Source organism: Actinosynnema sp. NPDC050801 (assembly GCF_040673975.1).
Classification (GTDB): Bacteria; Actinomycetota; Actinomycetes; order Mycobacteriales; family Pseudonocardiaceae; genus Actinosynnema.
In genome coordinates this window covers 22,354-41,199 of sequence record NZ_JBFAQZ010000037.1, presented here as the reverse complement: position 1 = coordinate 41,199, position 18,846 = coordinate 22,354, and the positions used below count along the sequence as shown (strand labels likewise).

22 protein-coding genes are annotated in these 18,846 nt (G+C 71.2%); 13 read left to right on the top strand and 9 right to left on the bottom strand.

Going from position 1 to position 18,846, the window contains the following annotated elements; translation table 11 throughout:
* The first annotated feature begins 5 nt into the window (after positions 1 to 5).
* Entirely contained in the window at positions 6 to 935 is a 930-nt protein-coding gene (locus tag AB0K14_RS39220; RefSeq protein ID WP_360461636.1) for an NADP-dependent oxidoreductase, read from the top strand.
* A gap of 64 nt (positions 936 to 999) precedes the next feature.
* Here AB0K14_RS39220 and AB0K14_RS39215 read toward each other — a convergent pair whose 3' ends face one another.
* Positions 1,000 to 1,215, bottom strand: coding sequence for a hypothetical protein (locus AB0K14_RS39215; protein ID WP_053717413.1), 216 nt, complete (start codon positions 1,213 to 1,215; stop codon positions 1,000 to 1,002).
* A 192-nt stretch (positions 1,216 to 1,407) separates the two neighbouring features.
* Between AB0K14_RS39215 and AB0K14_RS39210 the strand changes: the two genes are divergently transcribed.
* Genes AB0K14_RS39210 through AB0K14_RS39200 form a run of 3 tightly spaced genes read left to right on the top strand, consistent with a single transcriptional unit; the run spans position 1,408 to position 2,814 of the window.
* Complete coding sequence (locus AB0K14_RS39210) at positions 1,408 to 2,064, top strand: hypothetical protein (RefSeq protein WP_360461639.1); 657 nt, start codon at positions 1,408 to 1,410, stop codon at positions 2,062 to 2,064.
* The gene (locus tag AB0K14_RS39205) at positions 2,065 to 2,463 is read left to right on the top strand and encodes a YkvA family protein (protein ID WP_360461642.1); all 399 of its coding nucleotides are present in this window, start codon (positions 2,065 to 2,067) and stop codon (positions 2,461 to 2,463) included.
* A gap of 48 nt (positions 2,464 to 2,511) precedes the next feature.
* Entirely contained in the window at positions 2,512 to 2,814 is a 303-nt protein-coding gene (locus AB0K14_RS39200) for an NIPSNAP family protein (protein WP_360461645.1), read from the top strand.
* 196 nt (positions 2,815 to 3,010) lie between these two features.
* On the opposite strand, the gene glnA is transcribed toward AB0K14_RS39200, so the two are convergent.
* Positions 3,011 to 4,435, bottom strand: a complete 1,425-nt coding sequence (gene glnA / locus AB0K14_RS39195) for a type I glutamate--ammonia ligase (RefSeq protein ID WP_360461648.1) — start codon at positions 4,433 to 4,435, stop codon at positions 3,011 to 3,013.
* Between the two features lie 194 nt (positions 4,436 to 4,629).
* Between glnA and AB0K14_RS39190 the strand changes: the two genes are divergently transcribed.
* The gene (locus tag AB0K14_RS39190) at positions 4,630 to 5,103 is read left to right on the top strand and encodes an RDD family protein (protein WP_360461651.1); all 474 of its coding nucleotides are present in this window, start codon (positions 4,630 to 4,632) and stop codon (positions 5,101 to 5,103) included.
* Positions 5,104 to 5,195: 92 nt separating this feature from the next.
* On the opposite strand, the gene AB0K14_RS39185 is transcribed toward AB0K14_RS39190, so the two are convergent.
* Complete coding sequence (locus tag AB0K14_RS39185) at positions 5,196 to 5,936, bottom strand: DUF4191 domain-containing protein (protein ID WP_360461653.1); 741 nt, start codon at positions 5,934 to 5,936, stop codon at positions 5,196 to 5,198.
* A 72-nt stretch (positions 5,937 to 6,008) separates the two neighbouring features.
* On the opposite strand from AB0K14_RS39185, the gene AB0K14_RS39180 reads away from it, so the two are divergent.
* From AB0K14_RS39180 to AB0K14_RS39155, 6 genes are all read left to right on the top strand, one after another.
* Positions 6,009 to 8,066, top strand: a complete 2,058-nt coding sequence (locus AB0K14_RS39180) for an ATP-dependent DNA helicase UvrD2 (protein WP_360461656.1) — start codon at positions 6,009 to 6,011, stop codon at positions 8,064 to 8,066.
* A gap of 668 nt (positions 8,067 to 8,734) precedes the next feature.
* Entirely contained in the window at positions 8,735 to 9,133 is a 399-nt protein-coding gene (locus AB0K14_RS39175; RefSeq protein WP_360461659.1) for a WhiB family transcriptional regulator, read from the top strand.
* Positions 9,130 to 9,354, top strand: a complete 225-nt coding sequence (locus tag AB0K14_RS39170) for a hypothetical protein (RefSeq protein WP_360461662.1) — start codon at positions 9,130 to 9,132, stop codon at positions 9,352 to 9,354. The genes AB0K14_RS39175 and AB0K14_RS39170 overlap by 4 nt, the downstream gene beginning before the upstream one ends.
* Before the next feature lie 152 nt (positions 9,355 to 9,506).
* Positions 9,507 to 10,418, top strand: coding sequence for a class I SAM-dependent methyltransferase (locus AB0K14_RS39165; RefSeq protein ID WP_360461665.1), 912 nt, complete (start codon positions 9,507 to 9,509; stop codon positions 10,416 to 10,418).
* Positions 10,415 to 10,594 (top strand): hypothetical protein, encoded by a 180-nt coding sequence (locus AB0K14_RS39160; RefSeq protein ID WP_360461668.1) that lies wholly within the window; start codon positions 10,415 to 10,417, stop codon positions 10,592 to 10,594. The genes AB0K14_RS39165 and AB0K14_RS39160 overlap by 4 nt, the downstream gene beginning before the upstream one ends.
* Positions 10,595 to 11,004: 410 nt before the next feature.
* The gene (locus AB0K14_RS39155) at positions 11,005 to 11,133 is read left to right on the top strand and encodes a hypothetical protein (RefSeq protein ID WP_360461671.1); all 129 of its coding nucleotides are present in this window, start codon (positions 11,005 to 11,007) and stop codon (positions 11,131 to 11,133) included.
* Positions 11,134 to 11,403: 270 nt separating this feature from the next.
* Here AB0K14_RS39155 and AB0K14_RS39150 read toward each other — a convergent pair whose 3' ends face one another.
* The 4 genes from AB0K14_RS39150 to AB0K14_RS39135 form a co-directional block, all read right to left on the bottom strand.
* Positions 11,404 to 11,958, bottom strand: a complete 555-nt coding sequence (locus tag AB0K14_RS39150) for a hypothetical protein (RefSeq protein ID WP_360461674.1) — start codon at positions 11,956 to 11,958, stop codon at positions 11,404 to 11,406.
* A gap of 81 nt (positions 11,959 to 12,039) precedes the next feature.
* Positions 12,040 to 13,350 (bottom strand): AarF/ABC1/UbiB kinase family protein, encoded by a 1,311-nt coding sequence (locus tag AB0K14_RS39145; protein WP_360461677.1) that lies wholly within the window; start codon positions 13,348 to 13,350, stop codon positions 12,040 to 12,042.
* Positions 13,351 to 13,446: 96 nt separating this feature from the next.
* Entirely contained in the window at positions 13,447 to 14,457 is a 1,011-nt protein-coding gene (locus AB0K14_RS39140; protein WP_360461679.1) for a thiamine biosynthesis protein ThiF, read from the bottom strand.
* A gap of 129 nt (positions 14,458 to 14,586) precedes the next feature.
* Complete coding sequence (locus AB0K14_RS39135) at positions 14,587 to 14,742, bottom strand: DUF5679 domain-containing protein (protein ID WP_015098458.1); 156 nt, start codon at positions 14,740 to 14,742, stop codon at positions 14,587 to 14,589.
* Between the two features lie 203 nt (positions 14,743 to 14,945).
* Between AB0K14_RS39135 and AB0K14_RS39130 the strand changes: the two genes are divergently transcribed.
* Positions 14,946 to 15,473 carry a M48 family metallopeptidase gene (locus AB0K14_RS39130; protein WP_360461684.1) on the top strand — a complete coding sequence of 176 codons (528 nt, stop codon included), beginning with the start codon at positions 14,946 to 14,948 and terminating at the stop codon, positions 15,471 to 15,473.
* A gap of 10 nt (positions 15,474 to 15,483) precedes the next feature.
* Here the strand turns inward: AB0K14_RS39130 and AB0K14_RS39125 are convergent, their stop codons facing one another.
* Positions 15,484 to 16,902, bottom strand: a complete 1,419-nt coding sequence (locus AB0K14_RS39125) for a zinc-dependent metalloprotease (protein ID WP_360461686.1) — start codon at positions 16,900 to 16,902, stop codon at positions 15,484 to 15,486.
* 81 nt (positions 16,903 to 16,983) lie between these two features.
* On the opposite strand from AB0K14_RS39125, the gene AB0K14_RS39120 reads away from it, so the two are divergent.
* Entirely contained in the window at positions 16,984 to 18,069 is a 1,086-nt protein-coding gene (locus AB0K14_RS39120; RefSeq protein ID WP_360461689.1) for a PDZ domain-containing protein, read from the top strand.
* A 149-nt stretch (positions 18,070 to 18,218) separates the two neighbouring features.
* On the opposite strand, the gene AB0K14_RS39115 is transcribed toward AB0K14_RS39120, so the two are convergent.
* Positions 18,219 to 18,761, bottom strand: a complete 543-nt coding sequence (locus AB0K14_RS39115; RefSeq protein ID WP_360461693.1) for a PPA1309 family protein — start codon at positions 18,759 to 18,761, stop codon at positions 18,219 to 18,221.
* Between the last annotated feature and the right edge of the window lie 85 nt (positions 18,762 to 18,846).

Here is an 18,846-nt window from a genome sequence, read left to right as displayed (position 1 = left end):
GGTTCGTGAAAGCGATCGCGCAGAACGAATTCGGAGATGCCGAAGTCCTCGTGGTGCGGGAGCTGCCGGACCCGCCGATCGCCCTGGACCAGGTGCTGGTCGAGGTGCGTGCCGCCGGGGTGAACCCGGTCGACCGGCTGGTGCGCATGGGGTACGTGGCGGGGACGATGCCGCACCACTTCCCGCTGGTCCCCGGCTGGGACGTGGCCGGGGTGGTGCGGGCCGTGGGGCCCGCGGTGGACGGGTTCGCCGTCGGCGACGAGGTGTTCGGCTACCAGCGCAAGGACCACGTGCAGCACGGGACGTACGCGGAGCTGATCGCGGCCACCGAGCGCGGGTTGGCGCACAAACCCGCGTCGTTGTCGTTCGAGGAGGCGGGCGGGCTCGCGTTGACCGGGCTGACGGCGTTGCAGGCGCTGCGCAAGGTCGAGGTGTCCGAGGGTGACACGGTGCTCGTGCACGCCGCCGCCGGCGGTGTCGGGCACCTCGCCGTCCAGGTGGCGCGGATCCTCGGCGCGGCACGGGTCATCGGCACGGCGTCGCCGCGCAACCACGACTTCCTGCGGTCGCTCGGCGCGGAGCCGGTGGCCTACGGCGACGCGCTGGTGGACAACGTGGCCGAGCTGGTCGGCGGCGACGGGCTGGTCGACGTGGCGTTCGACTGCGTCGGCGGCGCGGCGCTCAACGACTCGCCCGCGCTGGTGCGCGACCCGGCCCGGATCGTGTCCATTGTGGATACCAACGTGCTGGAGCTCGGCGGGCGGTACGCCTACGCCAAGCCCGTGCGGGCCGACCTGGAGTGGCTGGCCCGGTACGCAGGTGCCGGTGAGCTGAAGGTCGAGGTGCAGCAGACGTTCCCGCTGGCGCAGGCCGCCGACGCGCACCGGCTGCTGGAGGGCAAGCACGTGCGGGGCAAGGTCGTGCTGACGGTGTGACCTGCGTTACCCGGTGGTGGGAGGGCCCTCGCCCCTTGCTCGTGGGCGAGGGCCCTCCGCTGCCTCACTCCTCGTCGACGGTGGGCACCGTGGTGAGCAGTTCGACGATCCACTCCTCGACGAGCGTGTCGTCGGACTCCTCGTCCTGGACGAGGCGGTTCGACACCCGGACACCGAGGCCGAGCACGTCGGCGGCGCCGATCGCCTCGATCGCCTCGGCGGCGGAGTCGAAGATGTTGGTGGACAGCACCTGGGCGGGGGTTGCGACGTCATCAGACACGGCGCGACCCTAGCCGTCCTCCTCGAAAGGGGGACGGGCAGCCCTACCTGTATCGACGGTGTGGTGATCGGGGGCTACGCACCGTCGAACTGGGGGCCGTGCGCATTGACTATTGGTGTTCCTTATGTCGAGACTATCCGCACTCCTGGGGGAGATTCACGTTCGCACGCGTGCGCCCGGACGAAGGACGTCATGGACGACGAGACCCACCGCAAGAAGAGCAGCGCGGTTCTGAAGATCAGCTTGGTCGTGCTCGGAGTGCTGGTGCTGCTCGGGGTGATCCAGGCGGTCACCGCCGGCACTGTCGGCGTCGGCGCCTTGAGCGTCACCCTGCGCGAAACCTCTTCGACGGTACCCACCTCGCAGACGACGACGTCGGACGACACCATCGGCCTGGACGGCGCGGTGGGCACGGAACCCTCCCCCGGGTCGTCGGAGCCGTCCCCGGAGTCCGCCGAGACCCCGCCCGGTGCGGACGCCAAGGTCCTGACCGGGTCGTGGAAGCAGGCGCGCGGGCTGCTCACGGTGGAGGTCACCAAGGTGGAGAACCTGGGTGGCCGCCTCAAGGTGTTCGTCACCGCCATAAACGCCAGCACCGCGAAGATGGACCTGCCGGTGGCGTCCGTCTCGGCGGTGGACGACACGAAGCGCGACTACGGCGCGTCGGTGTCGACCAGCAGGTGGCCGGTGTCGATCGCGAAGAACTCCAGCATCAACGGGTTCCTGGAGCTGGACCGCAGGGCCGGTGCCGACAGCGGCACGTTCTCGCTGACGTTCGCCGGGATCATCGGCCAGCTCGCGCCGACCGGCGGTGCGGTCACCGTGACCGGTATCCCGATCCCCAAGTAGGTGGACGTCCTCCCGGGTGTCGTCCTGGGGCTGCTCGGTCTGCTGGGCCTGTGGCTCCTGCTGATCCTCGCGCTGCTCGTGATCCGGCCGCGCGGCGCCGCCCTGTCCCTGGCCGTGCGCCTGCTGCCGGACGTGCTGCGCCTGGTCGCCCGCCTCTCCCGTGACGACCGCGTGCCCCGTTCGGCACGGGTGCGGCTGTGGCTGCTTCTCGCCTACCTGGCCCTGCCGTTCGACCTGGTGCCCGACTTCATCCCCGTGCTGGGGTATGCCGACGACGCGATCGTGGCCGGCTGGGTGCTGCGTTCGGTGATCCGCGCCTCGGGTCCCGAGGTGGTGGCCGAGCTGTGGCCGGGGACCCCGGAGGGCTTGGTCGTGCTGCGCAGGCTGACGAGGACCTAGGACTCCGCTCCGGACCGTGATCGAGCCGCGTCGGGTATCAGTGGTGGGGTGATCTACCGGATGCGGATCTACACGGCTGTCCGCGAGAACCTGCCCGCGTTCCACGAGTTCTTCCGCGACTGGCTGCTGCCCGTGCAACTGCGGCACGGTGCCCGCCTCGTCGGCCGCTGGGAGACCGACGACGACCGGGTGGTGGCCGTGTGGGAGTACGACTCCCGTGAGGCTTACGAGCGCGTGGAAGCCGCCGTGCGTGCCGACCCGGACTCCCGTCGCGCTCAGCAGCACCGCACCACCCTGCCGCCGTTGTTCACGACGAGGGAAGAGGTGTTCATGCACGATCGATCCCAGTAGTCGCACAGCAAGTCTCCGACGGTGTCCGGCTTGGTGCACCCTGCCTCAGCTCGCCCTCGGACAACCCCGACAGGTCCACCTACGGCCGTGCCAAAGCCGAAGGCCGGGTGACTGGAGCAGTCACCCGGCCTTCGGCCTGTGGAGGCATCGGATGGGACGTCAGACCATCGAATCGCTGGTCAGAGCCCCACGTCGATCACACGTCGTAGTAGAGCGCGAACTCGTAGGGGTTCGGGCGCAGGCGCAGCGGGTCGATCTCCTGCTCCCGCTTGAACGAGATCCAGGTGTCGATGACGTCCGGCGTGAAGACGCCGCCCTCCAGCAGGAACTCGTGGTCCGCTTCGAGGCTGTCCAGCACCGCGTCCAGGGACGCCGGCACCTGCTTGACGTCGCGAGCCTCCTCGGGCGGCAGCTCGTAGAGGTCCTTGTCGATCGGGGCCGGCGGCTCGATCTTGTTCTTCACGCCGTCCAGGCCGGCCATCACCATGGCCGAGAACGCCAGGTACGGGTTGCCCGACGAGTCGGGGCAGCGGAACTCGATGCGCTTGGCCTTCGGGTTGTTGCCGGTGATCGGGATGCGCACGCACGCCGATCGGTTGCGCTGGGAGTAGACCAGCGACACCGGGGCCTCGTAGCCCGGCACCAGGCGGTGGTAGGAGTTCACCGTCGGGTTGGTGAACGCCAGCAGCGACGGCGCGTGGTGCAGGATGCCGCCGATGTAGTGGCGCGCCGTGTCCGACAGGCCCGCGTAGCCGGACTCGTCGTGGAACAGCGGCTGGCCGTCCTTCCACAGCGACTGGTGCGTGTGCATGCCCGAGCCGTTGTCGCCGAACAGCGGCTTCGGCATGAACGTCACGGTCTTGCCGGCCTGCCAGGCGGTGTTCTTGATGATGTACTTGAACAGCATCAAGTCGTCCGCGGCGTGCAGCAGCGTGTTGAACTTGTAGTTGATCTCGGACTGCCCGGCGGTGCCGACCTCGTGGTGCGCGCGCTCCACGGAGAAGCCGTTGGCCTCCATGTTGAGCACCATCTTGTCGCGCAGGTCCGCGTAGTGGTCGGTGGGCGTGACCGGGAAGTAGCCGCCCTTGTACTTGACCTTGTAGCCGCGGTTGCCGCCCTCTTCCTCACGGCCCGTGTTCCAGGCGCCGGAGATCGAGTCGATCTCGTGGAAGGACGCGTTCGCGGTGGTGTCGAAGCGGATCGAGTCGAAGATGTAGAACTCCGCCTCGGCGCCGAAGTACGCGGTGTCCGCGATGCCCGACTCGGTGATGTACTGCTCGGCCTTGCGCGCGATGTTGCGCGGGTCGCGGCTGTAGGCCTCACGCGTGAACGGGTCGTGCACGAAGAAGTTGACGATCAGCGTCTTCTCGATCCGGAACGGGTCGAGGCGCGCGGTGTACAGGTCGGGCAGCAGCAGCATGTCCGACTCGTGGATCGACTGGAAGCCGCGGACCGACGAACCGTCGAACGCGAGGCCCTCGGCGATGGCGTCGGCGTCGAACGCGGCGGCGGGGAGCGTGAAGTGCTGCATCACGCCGGGCAGGTCGCTGAAGCGGACGTCGACGAACTTCACGCCCTCGTCCGAAATGTACTTCAGGACCTCGTCGGGATTCTTGAACACCCTCGTCGACTCCTCTGCTGCGGTGGGGGCGTGGTTGTACGCCGCTGCGTGGTGCGGCCTGCCATCGTGGCGAAACTAAGACCGTGGTGTTGCCCAGCCGTCACCCACGTGTTTCGCCAGTGTTAACGGGCGGCCCGGGTCGGGCAACCCGACCGCGCCTCCTCACCCGCTGAGCACGGCCTTACTCTGGTGGGGTGAGCAAGTGGACCGGTTCGTGGCTGTCAGGACCCCGCTCGGCGCTGGAGCCCGGCGCCGACTCCGGTGACGGTACCGGGCAGCGGTGGCGTGGCGAACGACTCGGCCTGCCCCAGTCCGGTGTCGGCTCGGTCGCGTCCACAGGCCGCCGCGCGATCGCCATCCTGGTCGACTTCGCCCTCTCGGGTGGCGTGGCGGGCCTGTTCACCATGCCCGACCTGCCGCGGAACTGGAGCCTGCTGGCCTGGTTCTCCATCACCGTCATCGCGGTCGGCTTCTTCGGCTTCACCCCTGGTCACGCCCTGTTCGGGCTGCGGGTCGTGCGGATGGACGGCGCGCAGACCGTCGGCCTGCCCCGGGCCGCGCTGCGGACCGTGCTGATCTTCCCCGTCATCCCGGCCCTGGTGTGGGACGCCGACGGCAGGGGCCTGCACGACAAGGCCGCGGGCACCATCGTCGTCAACGCCCGCTAGACCAGGCCGGTCCACGCCACAGGCCCGCTCCGAAGATCTTCGGAACGGGCCTGAGCTGCGAAAACGACCGTCAGCGACGATGCGGTGGCACCTCAGCGGCGACGCATGGCGCGCTGCACGTTGCGCATCTTGGCGCCCTGGGGCATCGGGCCCTTCGGCAGCGCCGCGCCGCGGCTGGCCAGTGCGGCCAGTCGGTTGTCGATCGTGTCGACCTGCGCGGTCGAGATGTTGCGCGGCAACTTCATCAGGTGGCTCTGCAGCCTGCGCAGCGGGACCTGCCCGTCCTCGGTGCCCACGACGACGTCGTAGATCGGCGTCTCGCCGATCACCCGCGCCACCCGCTTCTTCTCCTGCGCGAGCAGGTTCTTGACCCGGTGCGGCGCGCCCTCGGCGACGAGCACCACGCCCGGCCGGCCGAGCACCCGGTGCACCATGTCACCGCTGGTCGTGCCCGCGACGGCCTGGGTGACCCGCCACTTGCCGCGCAGGTTGTCCAGCGCCCACGCCGCGGCACCCGGCTGGCCGTCGGCCTTCGCGTACACGGACTTCTGCACCCGGCGGCCGAACACGATGACCGCGAGCAGCGCGCCCACCGCGATGCCCATGGGCAGCAGCACCCACTGCATGTCCCAGATGAGGCCGATCAGGAACGCCGCGGCCGTCGCGCCGAGCACGCACGCCAGCATCAACGGCACGAGCGCCTTGTCCTCGCGGCGCTGCATCTTGAACGCCTCGAAGATCTGGCTGCGCTTCGCCTTCGATGCCGCGCGCCGAGCCTTCGCCGCTTCCTTGGAGGCCGCCTTGGCAGCCGCCTTGTCCTGCTTACCAGCCATGCCCACCAGGATACGGCGCGCCGCGTCGCCCCATGACGGGAGTACTCGCTGTGCTCTGCGAGGATGCAGCGCATGGACCGGCTGCTGGAGGGACTGGACCCGGAACAGCGTGCCGCCGTGGACGCACCCCGCGGCCCGGTCTGCGTGCTCGCGGGTGCGGGCACCGGCAAGACGCGCACCATCACCCACCGCATCGCCCACCTGGTCCAACGCGGGCACGTATCCGCTGGTCAAGTCCTCGCCGTCACGTTCACCGCACGTGCCGCGGGCGAGATGCGGACCCGGTTGCGCGCGCTGGGCGTGCACGGGGCGCAGGCCCGCACGTTCCACGCCGCCGCGCTGCGGCAGCTGCGCTACTTCTGGCCGCGGGTGGTCGGCGGCGAGCAGTGGCAGCTGATCGACCGCAACAAGCTGCGGCTGGTCGCCCAGGCCGCCAACCGGACGGGGCTGTCCACCGAGTCCGACTCGCTGCGGGACCTCGCCGGCGAGATCGAGTGGGCCAAGGCGTCGCTGGTCGCGCCCGACGACTACCCGGCCGCGGCGGGACGCACGAGCCGCGACACGCCCGCGCCCGCCGAGCAGGTCGCGCAGGTCTACCGGACCTACGAGGAGCTGAAGAACCAGGCGCAACTGCTCGACTTCGACGACCTCCTGCTGCACACGGCGGCGGCGCTGGAGGAGCACGGCGAGGTCGCCGAGGAGTTCCGCGACCGGTACCGGTGCTTCGTGGTGGACGAGTACCAGGACGTCACGCCGCTCCAGCAGCGCGTGCTCGACGCGTGGCTGGGCGAGCGCGACGACCTGACCGTGGTCGGTGACGCGAACCAGACCATCTACTCGTTCGCGGGCGCCTCGCCGCGTCCGCTGCTGGACTTCCCGCGCCGGTTCCCCGAGGCCGTCGTGGTGCGGCTGGAACGCGACTACCGGTCGACGCCGCAGGTGGTGCACCTGGCCAACGAGGTGATCAAGTGGGCGCGCGGCCGGCCCGCGGGCTCACGGCTGCGGCTGATCGGGCAGCGCCCCGAGGGGCCGGAGCCGACGTTCACCGAGTTCGACGACGAGACGCTGGAGGCCGCGGCCGTCGCGCGGCGGGTGAAGGCGCTGCTGGACGACGACGGCGTGCCCGCCAGCGAGATCGCGATCCTCTACCGGGTCAACGCCCAGTCGGAGGTCTTCGAACAGGCGTTGGCCGAGGTGGGCGTGCCCTACCAGGTGCGCGGCGGCGAGCGGTTCTTCCACCGCGCCGAGGTGCGGCAGGCGATGGTGGCGCTGCGGTCGGCGGCGGTGCACCAGCCGACCGGCGAGCTGCCGAAGGTGGTGCGCGAGGTGCTGGCCGGCATCGGCCTGACCGACGAGCCGCCCGCCGGCGGGACGGCGCGGGAGAAGTGGGAGTCGCTGCTCGCGCTGGTCGAGCTGGCCGAGGAGCTGGTCACCACCGTGGACGCGGCGGACCTGCCGAAGTTCGTCGCCGAACTGGAGCTGCGGGCCGAGGCGCAGCACCCGCCGACGGTCGAGGGCGTCACGCTCGCGTCCCTGCACGCGGCCAAGGGCCTGGAGTGGGACGCGGTGTTCCTGGTCGGGCTGGTCGAGGGCACGTTGCCGATCCAGCACGCCGACGGCGACGACGCGGCGATCGAGGAAGAGCGCCGGCTGCTGTACGTGGGCGTGACGCGCGCCCGTGAGCACCTGTGGATGTCGTGGGCGCTGGCGCGGGCCGCCGGCGGGCGTCGTTACCGGCGGCGCAGCCGGTTCCTCTACGGGCTCGTGCCCGACGACCACCCGGCGTCGCGCACGGCCAAGCGCGAGCCGCTGCAGAAGCGGCCCAAGCCGCAGTGCCGGGTGTGCGGGTCGGCGCTGGTCGACTCGCGGGCGATCAAGCTCAGCCGGTGCGCCTCGTGCCCGTCGGACCTGGACGAGGAGCTGCTGGCGAAGCTGCGGGCGTGGCGGGCGGACCGGGCGCGCGAGCTCAAGGTTCCCGCGTACGTGGTGTTCACCGACGCGACGCTGGTCGCGATCGCCGAGCAGCGGCCCGAGGACGTCGCCGGGCTGGTGTCCATCTCGGGCATCGGCGCGGCCAAGCTCGACCGCTTCGGCGACGACGTGCTGGCCCTCGTGCGCGGCGGCCGTTGAACCTCCTCGGTGGACCGCCGTTGAACCGCGGTTGACCTTGCGTTGATCCGCGCGGTCGACCCCCGCGACCCGCCGGCGAGCGGTAGCGTCCGTCCGAGTGGTCGTGCCCTGGCGCTCTGTGCAGGGCAAACGCAGAATCTTCACTCAATCGACAGGTATTTGGAAAAACCGGTTGCACGCGTCGTGCGCGGAGTCATAACCTGCTGAGGCCGGGCGCGAAGCGCCCGCTGGGGATTCAAGAGCAAGCAAGCAGTCAGTCGAGCCACCCGAGGAGGTGACCGGTCGTGAACACTCCCACGTGCTTCGAGACGCCCGGTTACCTGATGTCCGGGGTGATCTTGGCTGCGAGCGCTGCTCACGTCGCGGGGGAGAAGTCTGCCCGCGATCGCCGCGCCCTCAAGTGGGGTGCCGAGCGAGTTCAGCTGATCCAGGTGCCGACGCCGCACGCGTCGACCGTTGTCCCGACTCAGAACGTTGCGCCGTCCGCGCACGAGCGAAGTACCTGACGCACTAAGTCAGGCCACTCAGCTCACGAAGGCCGCGGACCCGTAACCGGATCCGCGGCCTTCGTGCTGTTCAAACCCGTTTTCGACCCGCACCACCGCTCCACCGGCAACACGTTTCGCACGACCAACCCCCATGCAACACCCTTGACAGGAGTCCACCTGATGTTGACCGCGACCGTCCCCATAAACGGGACGTTGTCCACCGAGCCGGAGCTCTCCGGGGCGGGTGTCGCCACCTTGATCGACACCGCGCCCGACGCCGGCTTGGAACTTCCTTGCCGTACCAACAACCCCGACCTGTGGTTCGCCGACGCGCCGGCGGAGCTGGAGGAGGCGAAGAGGTTCTGCGCCACCTGCCCCGTCATCGCGGAGTGCTTGGCCGGTGCGCTTGCTCGCCACGAGCCCTGGGGGGTCTGGGGCGGCGAGATCTTCGAGCGCGGAGCCGTGATCGCGCGGAAGCGTCCCCGTGGACGCCCCCGCAAGGACGCAGCACCAGTTGTTCCCGCGGCGCCCGCCGCGACCGTTGTCCGGGGGGCTAACGACCAGGAGGCCGCCGCGTGACCACGTACCGATCCACCACAGACGAAGCGATGCTCATCGAAGTGAATCCCAAGGGGAACCCCATGCTGCTCGAAGAAAATCTTGCCCGATCACGAATGCATGACGCGGAGATATTCGCGCGACAGCATCGGCTGGCCCACCGGCTCGTCGTCGCCCGCAGGTGGCGTCGGCTGGCCGGTTGGGCCCAGCGCCGGGCGGTCCTGAAGGCCCGCGCGCTCTGATGCAGGCAACGGCCCGCCCTCCCCGTTCCGTGACGGGGAGGGCGGGCCGCGCCGTGTCCGGACCAGCGCGGCCCGCCCCCGCCGTGCACCGCTGGGCGAGGTCGGGGGTATTTCGATCGGAGGGTTCGGCGCGCCCTGGGTACCGTCGACGTGTGGCCGCTCACTCTCACCACCATGCCCATACCCACGACGGGATCGACTGGTCGTCCCGGCTGAACTCGCTGCGGCAGGCCGACGAGCTGGACGCGGAGTCGCGGCGGGTGGTCGCCCGCAGACTCGTCCGCGCGCTGCCCGACCAGCCGACCGTGCTCGACGTCGGGTGCGGTGCGGGCGGGATGAGCGTGGCGCTGGTCGAGGCCCTGTCCGCGCGCGGTGGCGGCACCGTCGTGCTGGTCGATGCCGTGCCCGAGCTGCTGGACGCCGCGACGAACGCCGCCCGCTCGGCCGCCGCCTACGAGACGGACACGACCACGGCGACCGTGCGCGTCCGGCCGGTCCTCGCCGACCTCGCGACCGAACGGCCGGTGGAGATCGCCGGGCCCGCCCAGCTGGTGTGGGCGTCCAACGTCGTGCATCACCTCCCTGACCAGCGTGCGGCCGTGGTGCGGTTGATCGAGGCCGTCGCACCCGGCGGGTGGTTGGCGCTCGCCGAAGGCGGGTTGAGCGGCAAGTTCCTCCCGTACGACCTGGGCGTCGGCGACCCGGGCCTGCAGGAACGGCTGTCCGCAGCGCGTGCCCAGTGGTTCGTGCGGATGCGCGAGAACACCACGGGCTCCGTTCGCATGCCCGGCGGGTGGAACCTCGTGCTCGCCGAAGGAGGTCTGGTGGACGTGACCGCGTTCAGCTACCTCATCGACCACCCGGCACCGCCCAAGCAGGCGGTGCGCGACTGGGCGGTGAACCAGCTGAAGTGGTACGACGAGGTCGTCGGCGACCTGCTGCACCCGGCTGACCGCCGCACCGTCAGGCAGCTGCTCGACCCACAGGACCCCTCCTTCCTCGGGTTGCGCGACGACGTGTTCCTGCTGACCGCCGACACGGTGTACCTGGGCCACAAGCCGTGACCGACGCGTGCGCCCGCTGTGGACGGACGCGATCATCCGTCACCGACCCCGCCCAGCTCCTGGCCTGGGTGAGGGAGCGCGAACGTGGCGTCGACCAGTGGTTGTGCCACGTCTGCGCGCGGGCGCACGTCAGGGACATCGAGGGCAAGCTGCCCTCCGACTACTGGTCCGGCTGAGACCGCACCACCGCCGCCGGACCGGCCAGCGGGCTGGGCGTGGGCGGGCTGGGCGTGAGTGGGCTGGATGTGAGTGGGCTGGGTGTGAGTGGGCTGGCTGGTGCGAGTGGGCTGGAGTCGTGCCAGGCCTCCGGTGGTGCGGGCTAGTAGTGGTGGGCGGGCGGCCGGTCGGCGGGGGTTCGGTGGCGACGGCTGTGGCCGTCGGTCGGCGGCGGGTGAGTCGTCGGTGCGCTGCGGTGGGTGTGGCTGTCGGTGAGTGGCGGGTGAGCCGGCGGTGGGTGCGGCTGTAGGTGAGCCGGCAGTGGTGCGGCCCCTGGTGGGCAGCGGTGGGTGCGGCCTGTGCTGAGTGGTGGGTGATCCGTTGGGTCGGTCAGGCCGTGTGGGTGGGTGGGTGGTGCGGGTTTGGGTGGGTGGCTTTGCGTCTGGCCTCCGGTGGTGCGGGCTGGTGGTGGTGGGCGGGAGGTCGGTTGGCGGGGGTTCGCTGGCGGTGGCTGCGGTGGCTGCGGTGGCTGCGGTCGTCGGTGCGCAGCGGCGGGTGAGTCGTCGGTACGCGGCGGTGAGTGCGGCTGTGGGTGAGCGGCGGGTAGAGGGCAGTGGGTGTGGCCCGTGGGTGGGTGATGGGTGAGCCGGCAGTGGTGCGGCCTGTGGCGGGCACTGGTGGGTGCGGGCCGTGCTGAGTGGCGGGTGAGCCGTTCGGTCGGTCGGGCCGTGGGTCGGTGGCGGTGGTGCGGCTGTGGGTGGTGGCGGGTGAGGCGGCAGTGGTGCGGCCGTGCAGTGGTGCGGCCGTGATGGGCAGCGGTGGGTCGGTGTCAGTGGAGGAGGGCGGTGAGGAGTTTCAGGGCGGTGCGCGGGGTCGCCGTGCCGCGTTTGGCTCCCGCGTTCAGTTCCGCCGTGAGGCCGGCGATAGTGCACAGGCCCGAGCGGACGGCGGTGGCCAGCAGGTGGTGTTGGCGCAGGGCATCAGGCTCGTGGCGGGCGGCGTCGAGGACGGCTCTGGTCGGTTCCGCCAGTGGCAGGCCGGCTTGCACCACCACGTCGGGTGGTCGCGTGGTGCGTTCCAAGAACACGTGGTCCACGCAGGAGCGGCGGGTGGTGGCCGGTTGCAGCAGGTGCACGCGACGCGGGGGTGGCAGGGCGGGCAGGCCGTGGGCGTGCAGGGCGTCGACGCCGGTGACGACCGCGCGCGGGCCCGCGTAGGCCAGGGCCGCCCGCAGGCGTTGGTCGCGGGTCGGCGTGCCGGGACTGAGCAGCAGCACGCCCGGCAGGATGCGCTGCCACGGCCCGCCGGGGCGGCACTTGAGGTCGATGACGTAGCCGGGGACGCCGGCCGCTCTCAGGTCCGCTGCCTTGATCACTTGGTCCATGGGGTCGATCTTCCGGCGGTTCCGGGGACCGGTCCACGGGGTGTGTGTGATCTGTGGATAAGTAGACTGCCTGTGGACAACTCAGTCGTCGAAGCCTGGCTGCCACCGTGCCACGATGGCCCTGGCCTGCACGTTCGCGTCCAGCTGGCAGAGGATGCCCGTCGCGCCGAGCGTGACCCTGTGGATAAGCAGGTACTGCGGCGGCAGGTTCAACGACCTTCCCGTTTGCGAATCCGGGCTGCGGAGGTCGCCGACGCGCTCTGCCTGCTGCTGCAACCACCGGCGGGTGAAGTGGAACGTCTCCGTCCGCAGCGGCTCCACGAACGGTCCCAGGTAGTTGAGCACGTCCTCGGCGTGCAGCTCGGTCCCCGGCCGGATGAACCGCTCCGACCGCAGCAGCTCCACCAGGTCCGCCGACCGGCCGTCCAGCGCCAGCCTGGTCATCAGGCCGAGCGTCTTGGGCAACCCGTCGGGCAGCCGGGCGACGGCGCCGAAGTCGAGCACGCGCAACCGGCCGTCCGCGCCGAGCATGAAGTTGCCGGGGTGCGGGTCGGCGTGCAGCAACCCCGACCGGCTCGGCGCGGAGAAGTGGAACTCCGACAGCAGCTGCCCGGCCTGGTCGCGCTCCTCGCGCCCGCCCTCACGGATGATCTTCGACAGCGGCGTGCCGTCGGTCCACTCGGTGACCATCACCTTCGGCGCGCTGGCCACCACCCGCGGCACCAGCACCCGCTCGTCGCCGTCGAACGCCTTGGCGAAGATCCGCTGGTTGCCCGCCTCGGTCCGGTAGTCCAACTCCTCCAGGTACCGGTCCCGCAGCTCCTCCAGCAGCGGCTTGACCTCGGTGCCCGGCATGATCGCCTGCAACACCCGGCTGAACCGCAGCAGCTGCTTCAGGTCGCTCTGCAACGCCTCGTCCGCGCCGGGGTACTGCACCTTCACCGCCACGTCGCGGCCGTCGTGCCACACCGCCCGGTGCACCTGACCGATGCTCGCCGACGCGGCGGGTGAGTCGTCGAACGACGTGAACCGCTTCGCCCACCCCGCGCCGAGCTGCTCGGCCAGCACGCGGTGCACGGTGCGCGCGGGCATCGGCGGCGCGGCCGTCTGCAGCTTGGTCAGGGCCTCGCGGTACGGCTCGGCCAGCTCGTCCGGCACCGCCGCCTCGAACACGCTCAGGGCCTGGCCGAACTTCATCGCGCCGCCCTTGAGCTGCCCGAGCACCGCGAACACCTGCTCCGCCGTCTTCGCCGACACCTCGGCGCTGACCTCTTCGGAGCTGCGGCCTGCCAAGCGCTTGCCCCAGCCGCCGACCACCCGGCCGGCCACTCCGAGCGGGAGGCTGGCCAGCTTGGCGGTGCGCTGCACGGCCTTGCGCGGGATCTCGCTCACCCGGTGATTCTCCTCCCGCCCGTCACGTGGTCGCAGTGGTCACCGCCCCTGCCACCCCCCTCTTACAAAACCTACACAGCCCCACCTGAGGGCGGATCACGTCGCGGTGCGGCACTCGCAACGCGGGTGCAACGGCGCGATCCGGTGCTCGACCAACCCGGCGAACGCGTCGACCTCCAGCGTCGCGTCCCAGGTGGGAGGCCTGGTCCCGGTCGGCTCGGCGTGGTCGAGGGCCAGCAGCGCCTGCCCGACCGCCACGCCGGCCGTCGCCGTCACGGTCGCCAGGTCGGCGTGCTGGGCCCGGTCGACCAGCTGCGCGGCGATCATCGGCCACGCCGGGTCCGCGTCGGCCTCGTGCCGGTCGGCGCACCTCAGGCAACTGCTGCGACCCGGCACGACCAGCGGCCCCACCACGCCCAACCCCTCCCGGACCCGTACGGCCAGGTGCGGTGTGCCGTCGGCGACCAGCTGGTGCAGCAGTTCCGGCGCGGGCACCAGCACGTCGGCCAGCACCACCAGGTCGGCACCGCGCCCCACCGGCCGCACGGTCCCGCACGCCCGCCGCACGGCGTCCTGCGCCGCCTCGGCGCGCGGCCGGCCGACGTCCGATTCGACGTAGCCCGATCCGGTGTCCTCGGGCCCGACACGTCCTCGCGCGACCACTCGAACGTGTGCCACGCCGGAGGCGGCCAGGAGCGCCGCGACGGTCACCGCGAGCCGCCCCTCGCCGTGCACGACCACGGAACGCGCGGCACGGGCGGTGGGCAGTCGGACGGCGCAACGGCGGGTGCGCAACGCCCACCCGGTCACCTCGGCGGCCAGCCGGGGGTGCGGCACGGGCACGGACTCCTCGACCAGCCCGGCACTCGCCAGGCCGTGCAGGACGCCCGCGAACTCGGCCGCCTGCGGACCGTGACCGGAGAGCTGTTCGCGCAGTTCGGCGAGGGTGTCCCGGCCGTCGAGGCCGAGCAGGACGGACGCCATCGGCTCGGGCACGTCCTCGACCAGCATGGCGTGCCGCGGATCGGTGCCGATCTGCACCACGTCGTGACGACGGCGCAGCAGCGGCAGGCCGGGCAGGACCCTGGGGCGGTTGGGAAGATCCACACCGGCAGCCTGCCCGCACCGGGCGGCACGGCAAAATGCCTGTCCACAGGCTTGCCGGTTATCCACAGAGGCCGCCGAGGGCCTTGACGGGAGGCCGGGCGCCACGAGGGCCCGGCCACCCGTCCGCGATCAGACCTTCGCCTTGCCGAGGATGCGGGTCACCGTGGTTCCGCAGACGGGGCACTTGCCCTTGGCCATCCTGCGGTTGTTGCTCTCGTGCACCTCGCCCGTGAAGTCGCGCTTCTCACGGCACTTGACGCAGTAGCCGTTGTAGGTCTCGGCCACGGCTTCCTCCTCGCTTCGAGAGTGCGGAGCGATCTGCGCCACACTCGGGGGTTGCGCTGAACGCTACCTCCGGGAACCCGCCTCCGCTGCACGCCGCGTCGATCGTGTCCAGCCGCCTTTCGGTGGAACCTGCTGGTCCGTCCCTCCACAGACCGCCGCTTGGCGGCCGCGGATTGTCGGTCCCTGGCCTTACCGTGAACGCCATGCCCGAACCGCAGGTGGAGGTGCGGCGCAGCGCCCGGCGCCGTCGCATGGTGAGCGCGTACCGCGAGGGGGACACGGTCGTGGTCCTGCTGCCGGCTCGCATGAGCAAGAGCGAGGAGAAGCACTGGGTGGCGGAGATGCTGAGCCGCCTCCAGCGCAGCGAGACCCGCCGGCGCTCACCCACGCGCACGTCCGACTCCGCGCTGCTGGCGCGGTGCGAGGAGCTGGCGGAGCGGTACCTGGACGGCGTGCAGCCGAGCAGCGTGCGGTGGGTGCCGCCGATGCGCACGAGGTGGGCGTCGTGCACGCCGAGCGAGGGCACGATCCGGATCAGCGAACGACTGCGCGACGTGCCCGCGTGGGTGCTCGACTACGTGCTGGTGCACGAGCTGGCGCACCTGGAGGTGCCCGGGCACGGCAAGGACTTCTGGCTGCTCGTGCACAGGTACCCGAAGGCCGAGCGGGCCATCGGGTACCTGGAAGGCCTCTCGGCGGCCGCGGGTCTGGGCATCACCGAGGAGGACTGAGAGGGGTTCGCTAGGAGTCGCCCTTGCCCGGTTCGTCGCGCTGGTCCGGGCCGTCGGCCTTGTCCTGCACGTCCTTGTCCTGCTCGCTCTTGTCCTGCGCGTCCTTGTCCTGCGCGTCCTTGTCCTGCGCGTCCTTGTCCTGGGCGTCCTTGTCGCGCAGGGTGCGCTCCAGCTCGGCCATCGGGTCCTCCAGCGCCTTGCGCGTCTGGCCGAACCGCTCGGCGAACTCCATCGGGTCGTCCAGGTCCTCCGCCGTGGGCACCAGGTCGGGGTGCTCCCAGACGCTGTCGCGCTGCTCGATGCCGTGCTGGTCGGTGAGCAGCTTCCACAGCGCCGCCGCCGACCGGTGCCGCCGGGGCCGCAGCTCCAGGCCCACCAGCGTGGCGAACGTCTGCTCCGCCGGACCACCGGACGCGCGCCGCCGGCGCAACGTCTCCCGCAACGCCTCGGCACCGGGCAACCGCTCGCCCACCGCCTCGTTCACCACCACGTCCACCCAGCCCTCGACCAGGGCCAGCAGCGTCTCCAAGCGGGTCAGCGCGGCCTTCTGCTCGGGTGTGGTCTGGGGTTCGAGCATCCCCGACTTCATCGCCTCTTCGATGCTCGCCGGGTTCGCCGGGTCGATCTGCCCGGCCAGCTGCTCCAGCGCCGAGGTGTCCACGGTGATGCCGCGGGCGAACTCCTCCACCGTGTCCAGCAGCCGCTGCCGCAGCCACGGCACGTGGCTGAACAGCCGCTGGTGCGCCGCCTCACGGGCGGCCAGGAACACCAGCACCTCGCTGGCGGGCCGCTCCAGGCCCTCGGTGAACTTCTCGATGTTCTCCGGCAGCAACGCGGCCGTGCCCTCCGGCCCCAGCGGCAAGCCGACGTCGGTCGACGTCAGCACCTCCGCGCCGAGCTGCGCCAACGCGCCACCGAGCTGCGAGCCGAACGCCATGCCGCCCATCTGCCCGAGCATCGACAGCAGCGGGCCGGCGGCCTCCTTGGCCTCGGCGGGCATCGCGTCGACCCACGCCCCGGACACGCGCTGCGCCACCGGGTCGCACAGCCGCTGCCACGTCGGCAACGTGCGCTCCACCCAGTCGCGCGCGGTCCAGCCCTGTGACGTGCGGGCGCCCGCGGGCAGCGCGGTCGCCGGGTCGAGCCACATCTCGGCCAGGTGCACGGCGTCGGCCACGGCGGTGTTCTGGTCCGGGCCGAACCCGGTGGTCGTGCCGCCCTTGCCGGTGAGCTGCTGGAGCGCGATCTGCTTCGCGAGGTCGTAGTTGACCGGCCCGGACGTCGTGCCCGCGTTGCTGAACATCGCACCGAGCTGGCTCAGCATGGCGCCGAGCTGGTTGAAGTCGAAGGGGTTGTCCCCTTGGTCTCCGGGTTTCCGGTTGCGGTCGTCGGGGTCCTGCGGGCCGAACCCGAAGGGCAGGTCACTCATGGGTCCACGGTACGCGGCACGCGAGCCCCACGTGGGACCGGTTCGCCGGCAGCGTGACACCGTGGTCGTACCCTGTCGGGCGTGACCGAAGGCACCGACACCGTCGTGGACCAGGCACCAACCCCACCGCACGCGCCGCGGCGCGGCCTGACCCGGCGGACGTGGACCCTCGTGGTCAGCCTCGCGGTCGTGCTGGCGCTGGGTCTGCTCGGCGGGTTCGCCCGCGTGCCCTACGTCGCCCTGGGGCCCGGGCCGACCTACGACACGCTGGGCCAGGTCAACGGGGGTGACGTGGTGTCGGTGGACGGGCAGGAGACGTTCCCGACCGGCGGCACGCTCACCATGACCACCGTGTCGCTCATGGACGACGTGTCGCTGTTCGGCGCGCTCGGCCTGTGGATCAGCGGCCGGCACGCGCTCGCGCCGCGCGAGGAGTTCTTCCGGCCCGGCGAGTCCGAGCAGCAGGTCCGCGACCAGAACGTGAAGGCGTTCCAGGACTCGCAGTCCAGCGCCGAGGTCGCCGCGCTGCGCTACCTCGACTACCCGATGAAGGTCGTCGCCGCCGAGATCACCAAGGACACCGCGGCGGACACCGTGCTCCAGCCCAACGACCGGCTGCTGGAGGTCAACGGCAAGCAGATCGCCACCGCCGACGACGTGCGCTCGGCGTTGGAGGGCACGAAGCCGGACGACCGGATCACGCTGACCTTCCAGCGCGAGTCCGAGCGCAAGACCGCGACCGTCACCCTCGGCCGGACCGAGGGCCGTGAGTCCGGCTTCCTCGGCGTGCTGCCGCTGGACCGCGCCGACGTGCCGTTCGACATCAAGATCAGCCTGACCGACGTCGGCGGCCCGTCCGCGGGCCTGCTGTTCGCGTTGTCGATCGTGGACAAGCTCACGCCCGGCGAGCTCAACGGCGGCCAGTCCGTCGCGGGCACCGGCGAGATCAACGACAAGGGCGAGGTCGGCCGCATCGGCGGCATCGGCTTCAAGATGGTCGCCGCCCGCGAGGGCGGCGCCGCCGTGTTCCTCGTGCCCGCGGGCAACTGCGAAGAGGCCAAGCAGCACGCCCCGGAGGGCCTGCGCCTGGTCAAGGTCGAGAAGCTGACCGACGCCGTCCAGTCGCTCGAATCGCTCAGCAAGGGCGGCGACGCGCCGACTTGCTAGTTGGTCCGCGACCGGACCACCACGCGAGGTCGCGTCGATCGTTCGCGACTCATTTTCCGGCGATCACGCTTTTCGATCGTCGGAAAATCAGGCGCGAGCGATCGACTTCCAGGCGACCTCGCCCGCCGTCTGCGGAGCAGCGGCCAATGTTAGGGCCGGAGGGTCTCCAGCAGCGCACGCGTGAGGTTCGGGGCCAGTTCGGGGTGGGCCACGACCTCCTCGGGCACCTCGACGTTGCCCCGCAGTCGCAGCACGCACGCCGCCGAGCCGTCCCGCAGCACGGCCGCCACCAGCCTCGCCTCGCGGCGCTGCGGGTGCTCGGCGGCGAACCTGCGCGCCTGCTCGTCGTCCAGCTCCTGCTGCGTCAGCTCGGCCTCGGCGTCCGGCGGGAGCACCACGATCTCCTGCGCCAACGCGCACCCGTGCACGACGTCGGGCCAGACGATGCCGGCCAGCGCCCGGTCCAGCTCGTCGTCGGGCAGCGACTCCTGCGCGATCGGCGTCAACGGCGACGCCTCGGGGTCGAGCTGGCCCGCCAGCTCCGGCTGCTGCGCCAGCAGCTCGGCGGTCGGGACCAGCGCGAACAACTGGGTCGGCTGGTTCCACCCGGCGGTGGACACGAACTCCTCGACCTCGCGGGCGACGGCGGGCAGCACCACGGGTGGCGTTTCACTGGCTGACACGTGCGCCATGGTCCCATCTGGGTAAAGGCAAGACCGAACGGGGAACCCTCGGCGGCCTCCGTAGAGTTGGACAGAACGTACGAACGCCACTACC

Bases quoted from the DNA above. Each gene is read 5' to 3' on its own strand.
- AB0K14_RS39115 (WP_360461693.1), bottom strand. From the start codon at position 18,761: ATGGCGCACGTGTCAGCCAGTGAAACGCCACCCGTGGTGCTGCCCGCC.
- AB0K14_RS39180 (WP_360461656.1), top strand. From the start codon at position 6,009: ATGGACCGGCTGCTGGAGGGACTGGACCCGGAACAGCGTGCCGCCGTG.
- AB0K14_RS39210 (WP_360461639.1), top strand. From the start codon at position 1,408: ATGGACGACGAGACCCACCGCAAGAAGAGCAGCGCGGTTCTGAAGATC.
- AB0K14_RS39130 (WP_360461684.1), top strand. From the start codon at position 14,946: ATGCCCGAACCGCAGGTGGAGGTGCGGCGCAGCGCCCGGCGCCGTCGC.
- AB0K14_RS39125 (WP_360461686.1), bottom strand. From the start codon at position 16,902: ATGAGTGACCTGCCCTTCGGGTTCGGCCCGCAGGACCCCGACGACCGC.
- AB0K14_RS39150 (WP_360461674.1), bottom strand. From the start codon at position 11,958: ATGGACCAAGTGATCAAGGCAGCGGACCTGAGAGCGGCCGGCGTCCCC.
- AB0K14_RS39185 (WP_360461653.1), bottom strand. From the start codon at position 5,936: ATGGCTGGTAAGCAGGACAAGGCGGCTGCCAAGGCGGCCTCCAAGGAA.
- AB0K14_RS39175 (WP_360461659.1), top strand. From the start codon at position 8,735: ATGTTGACCGCGACCGTCCCCATAAACGGGACGTTGTCCACCGAGCCG.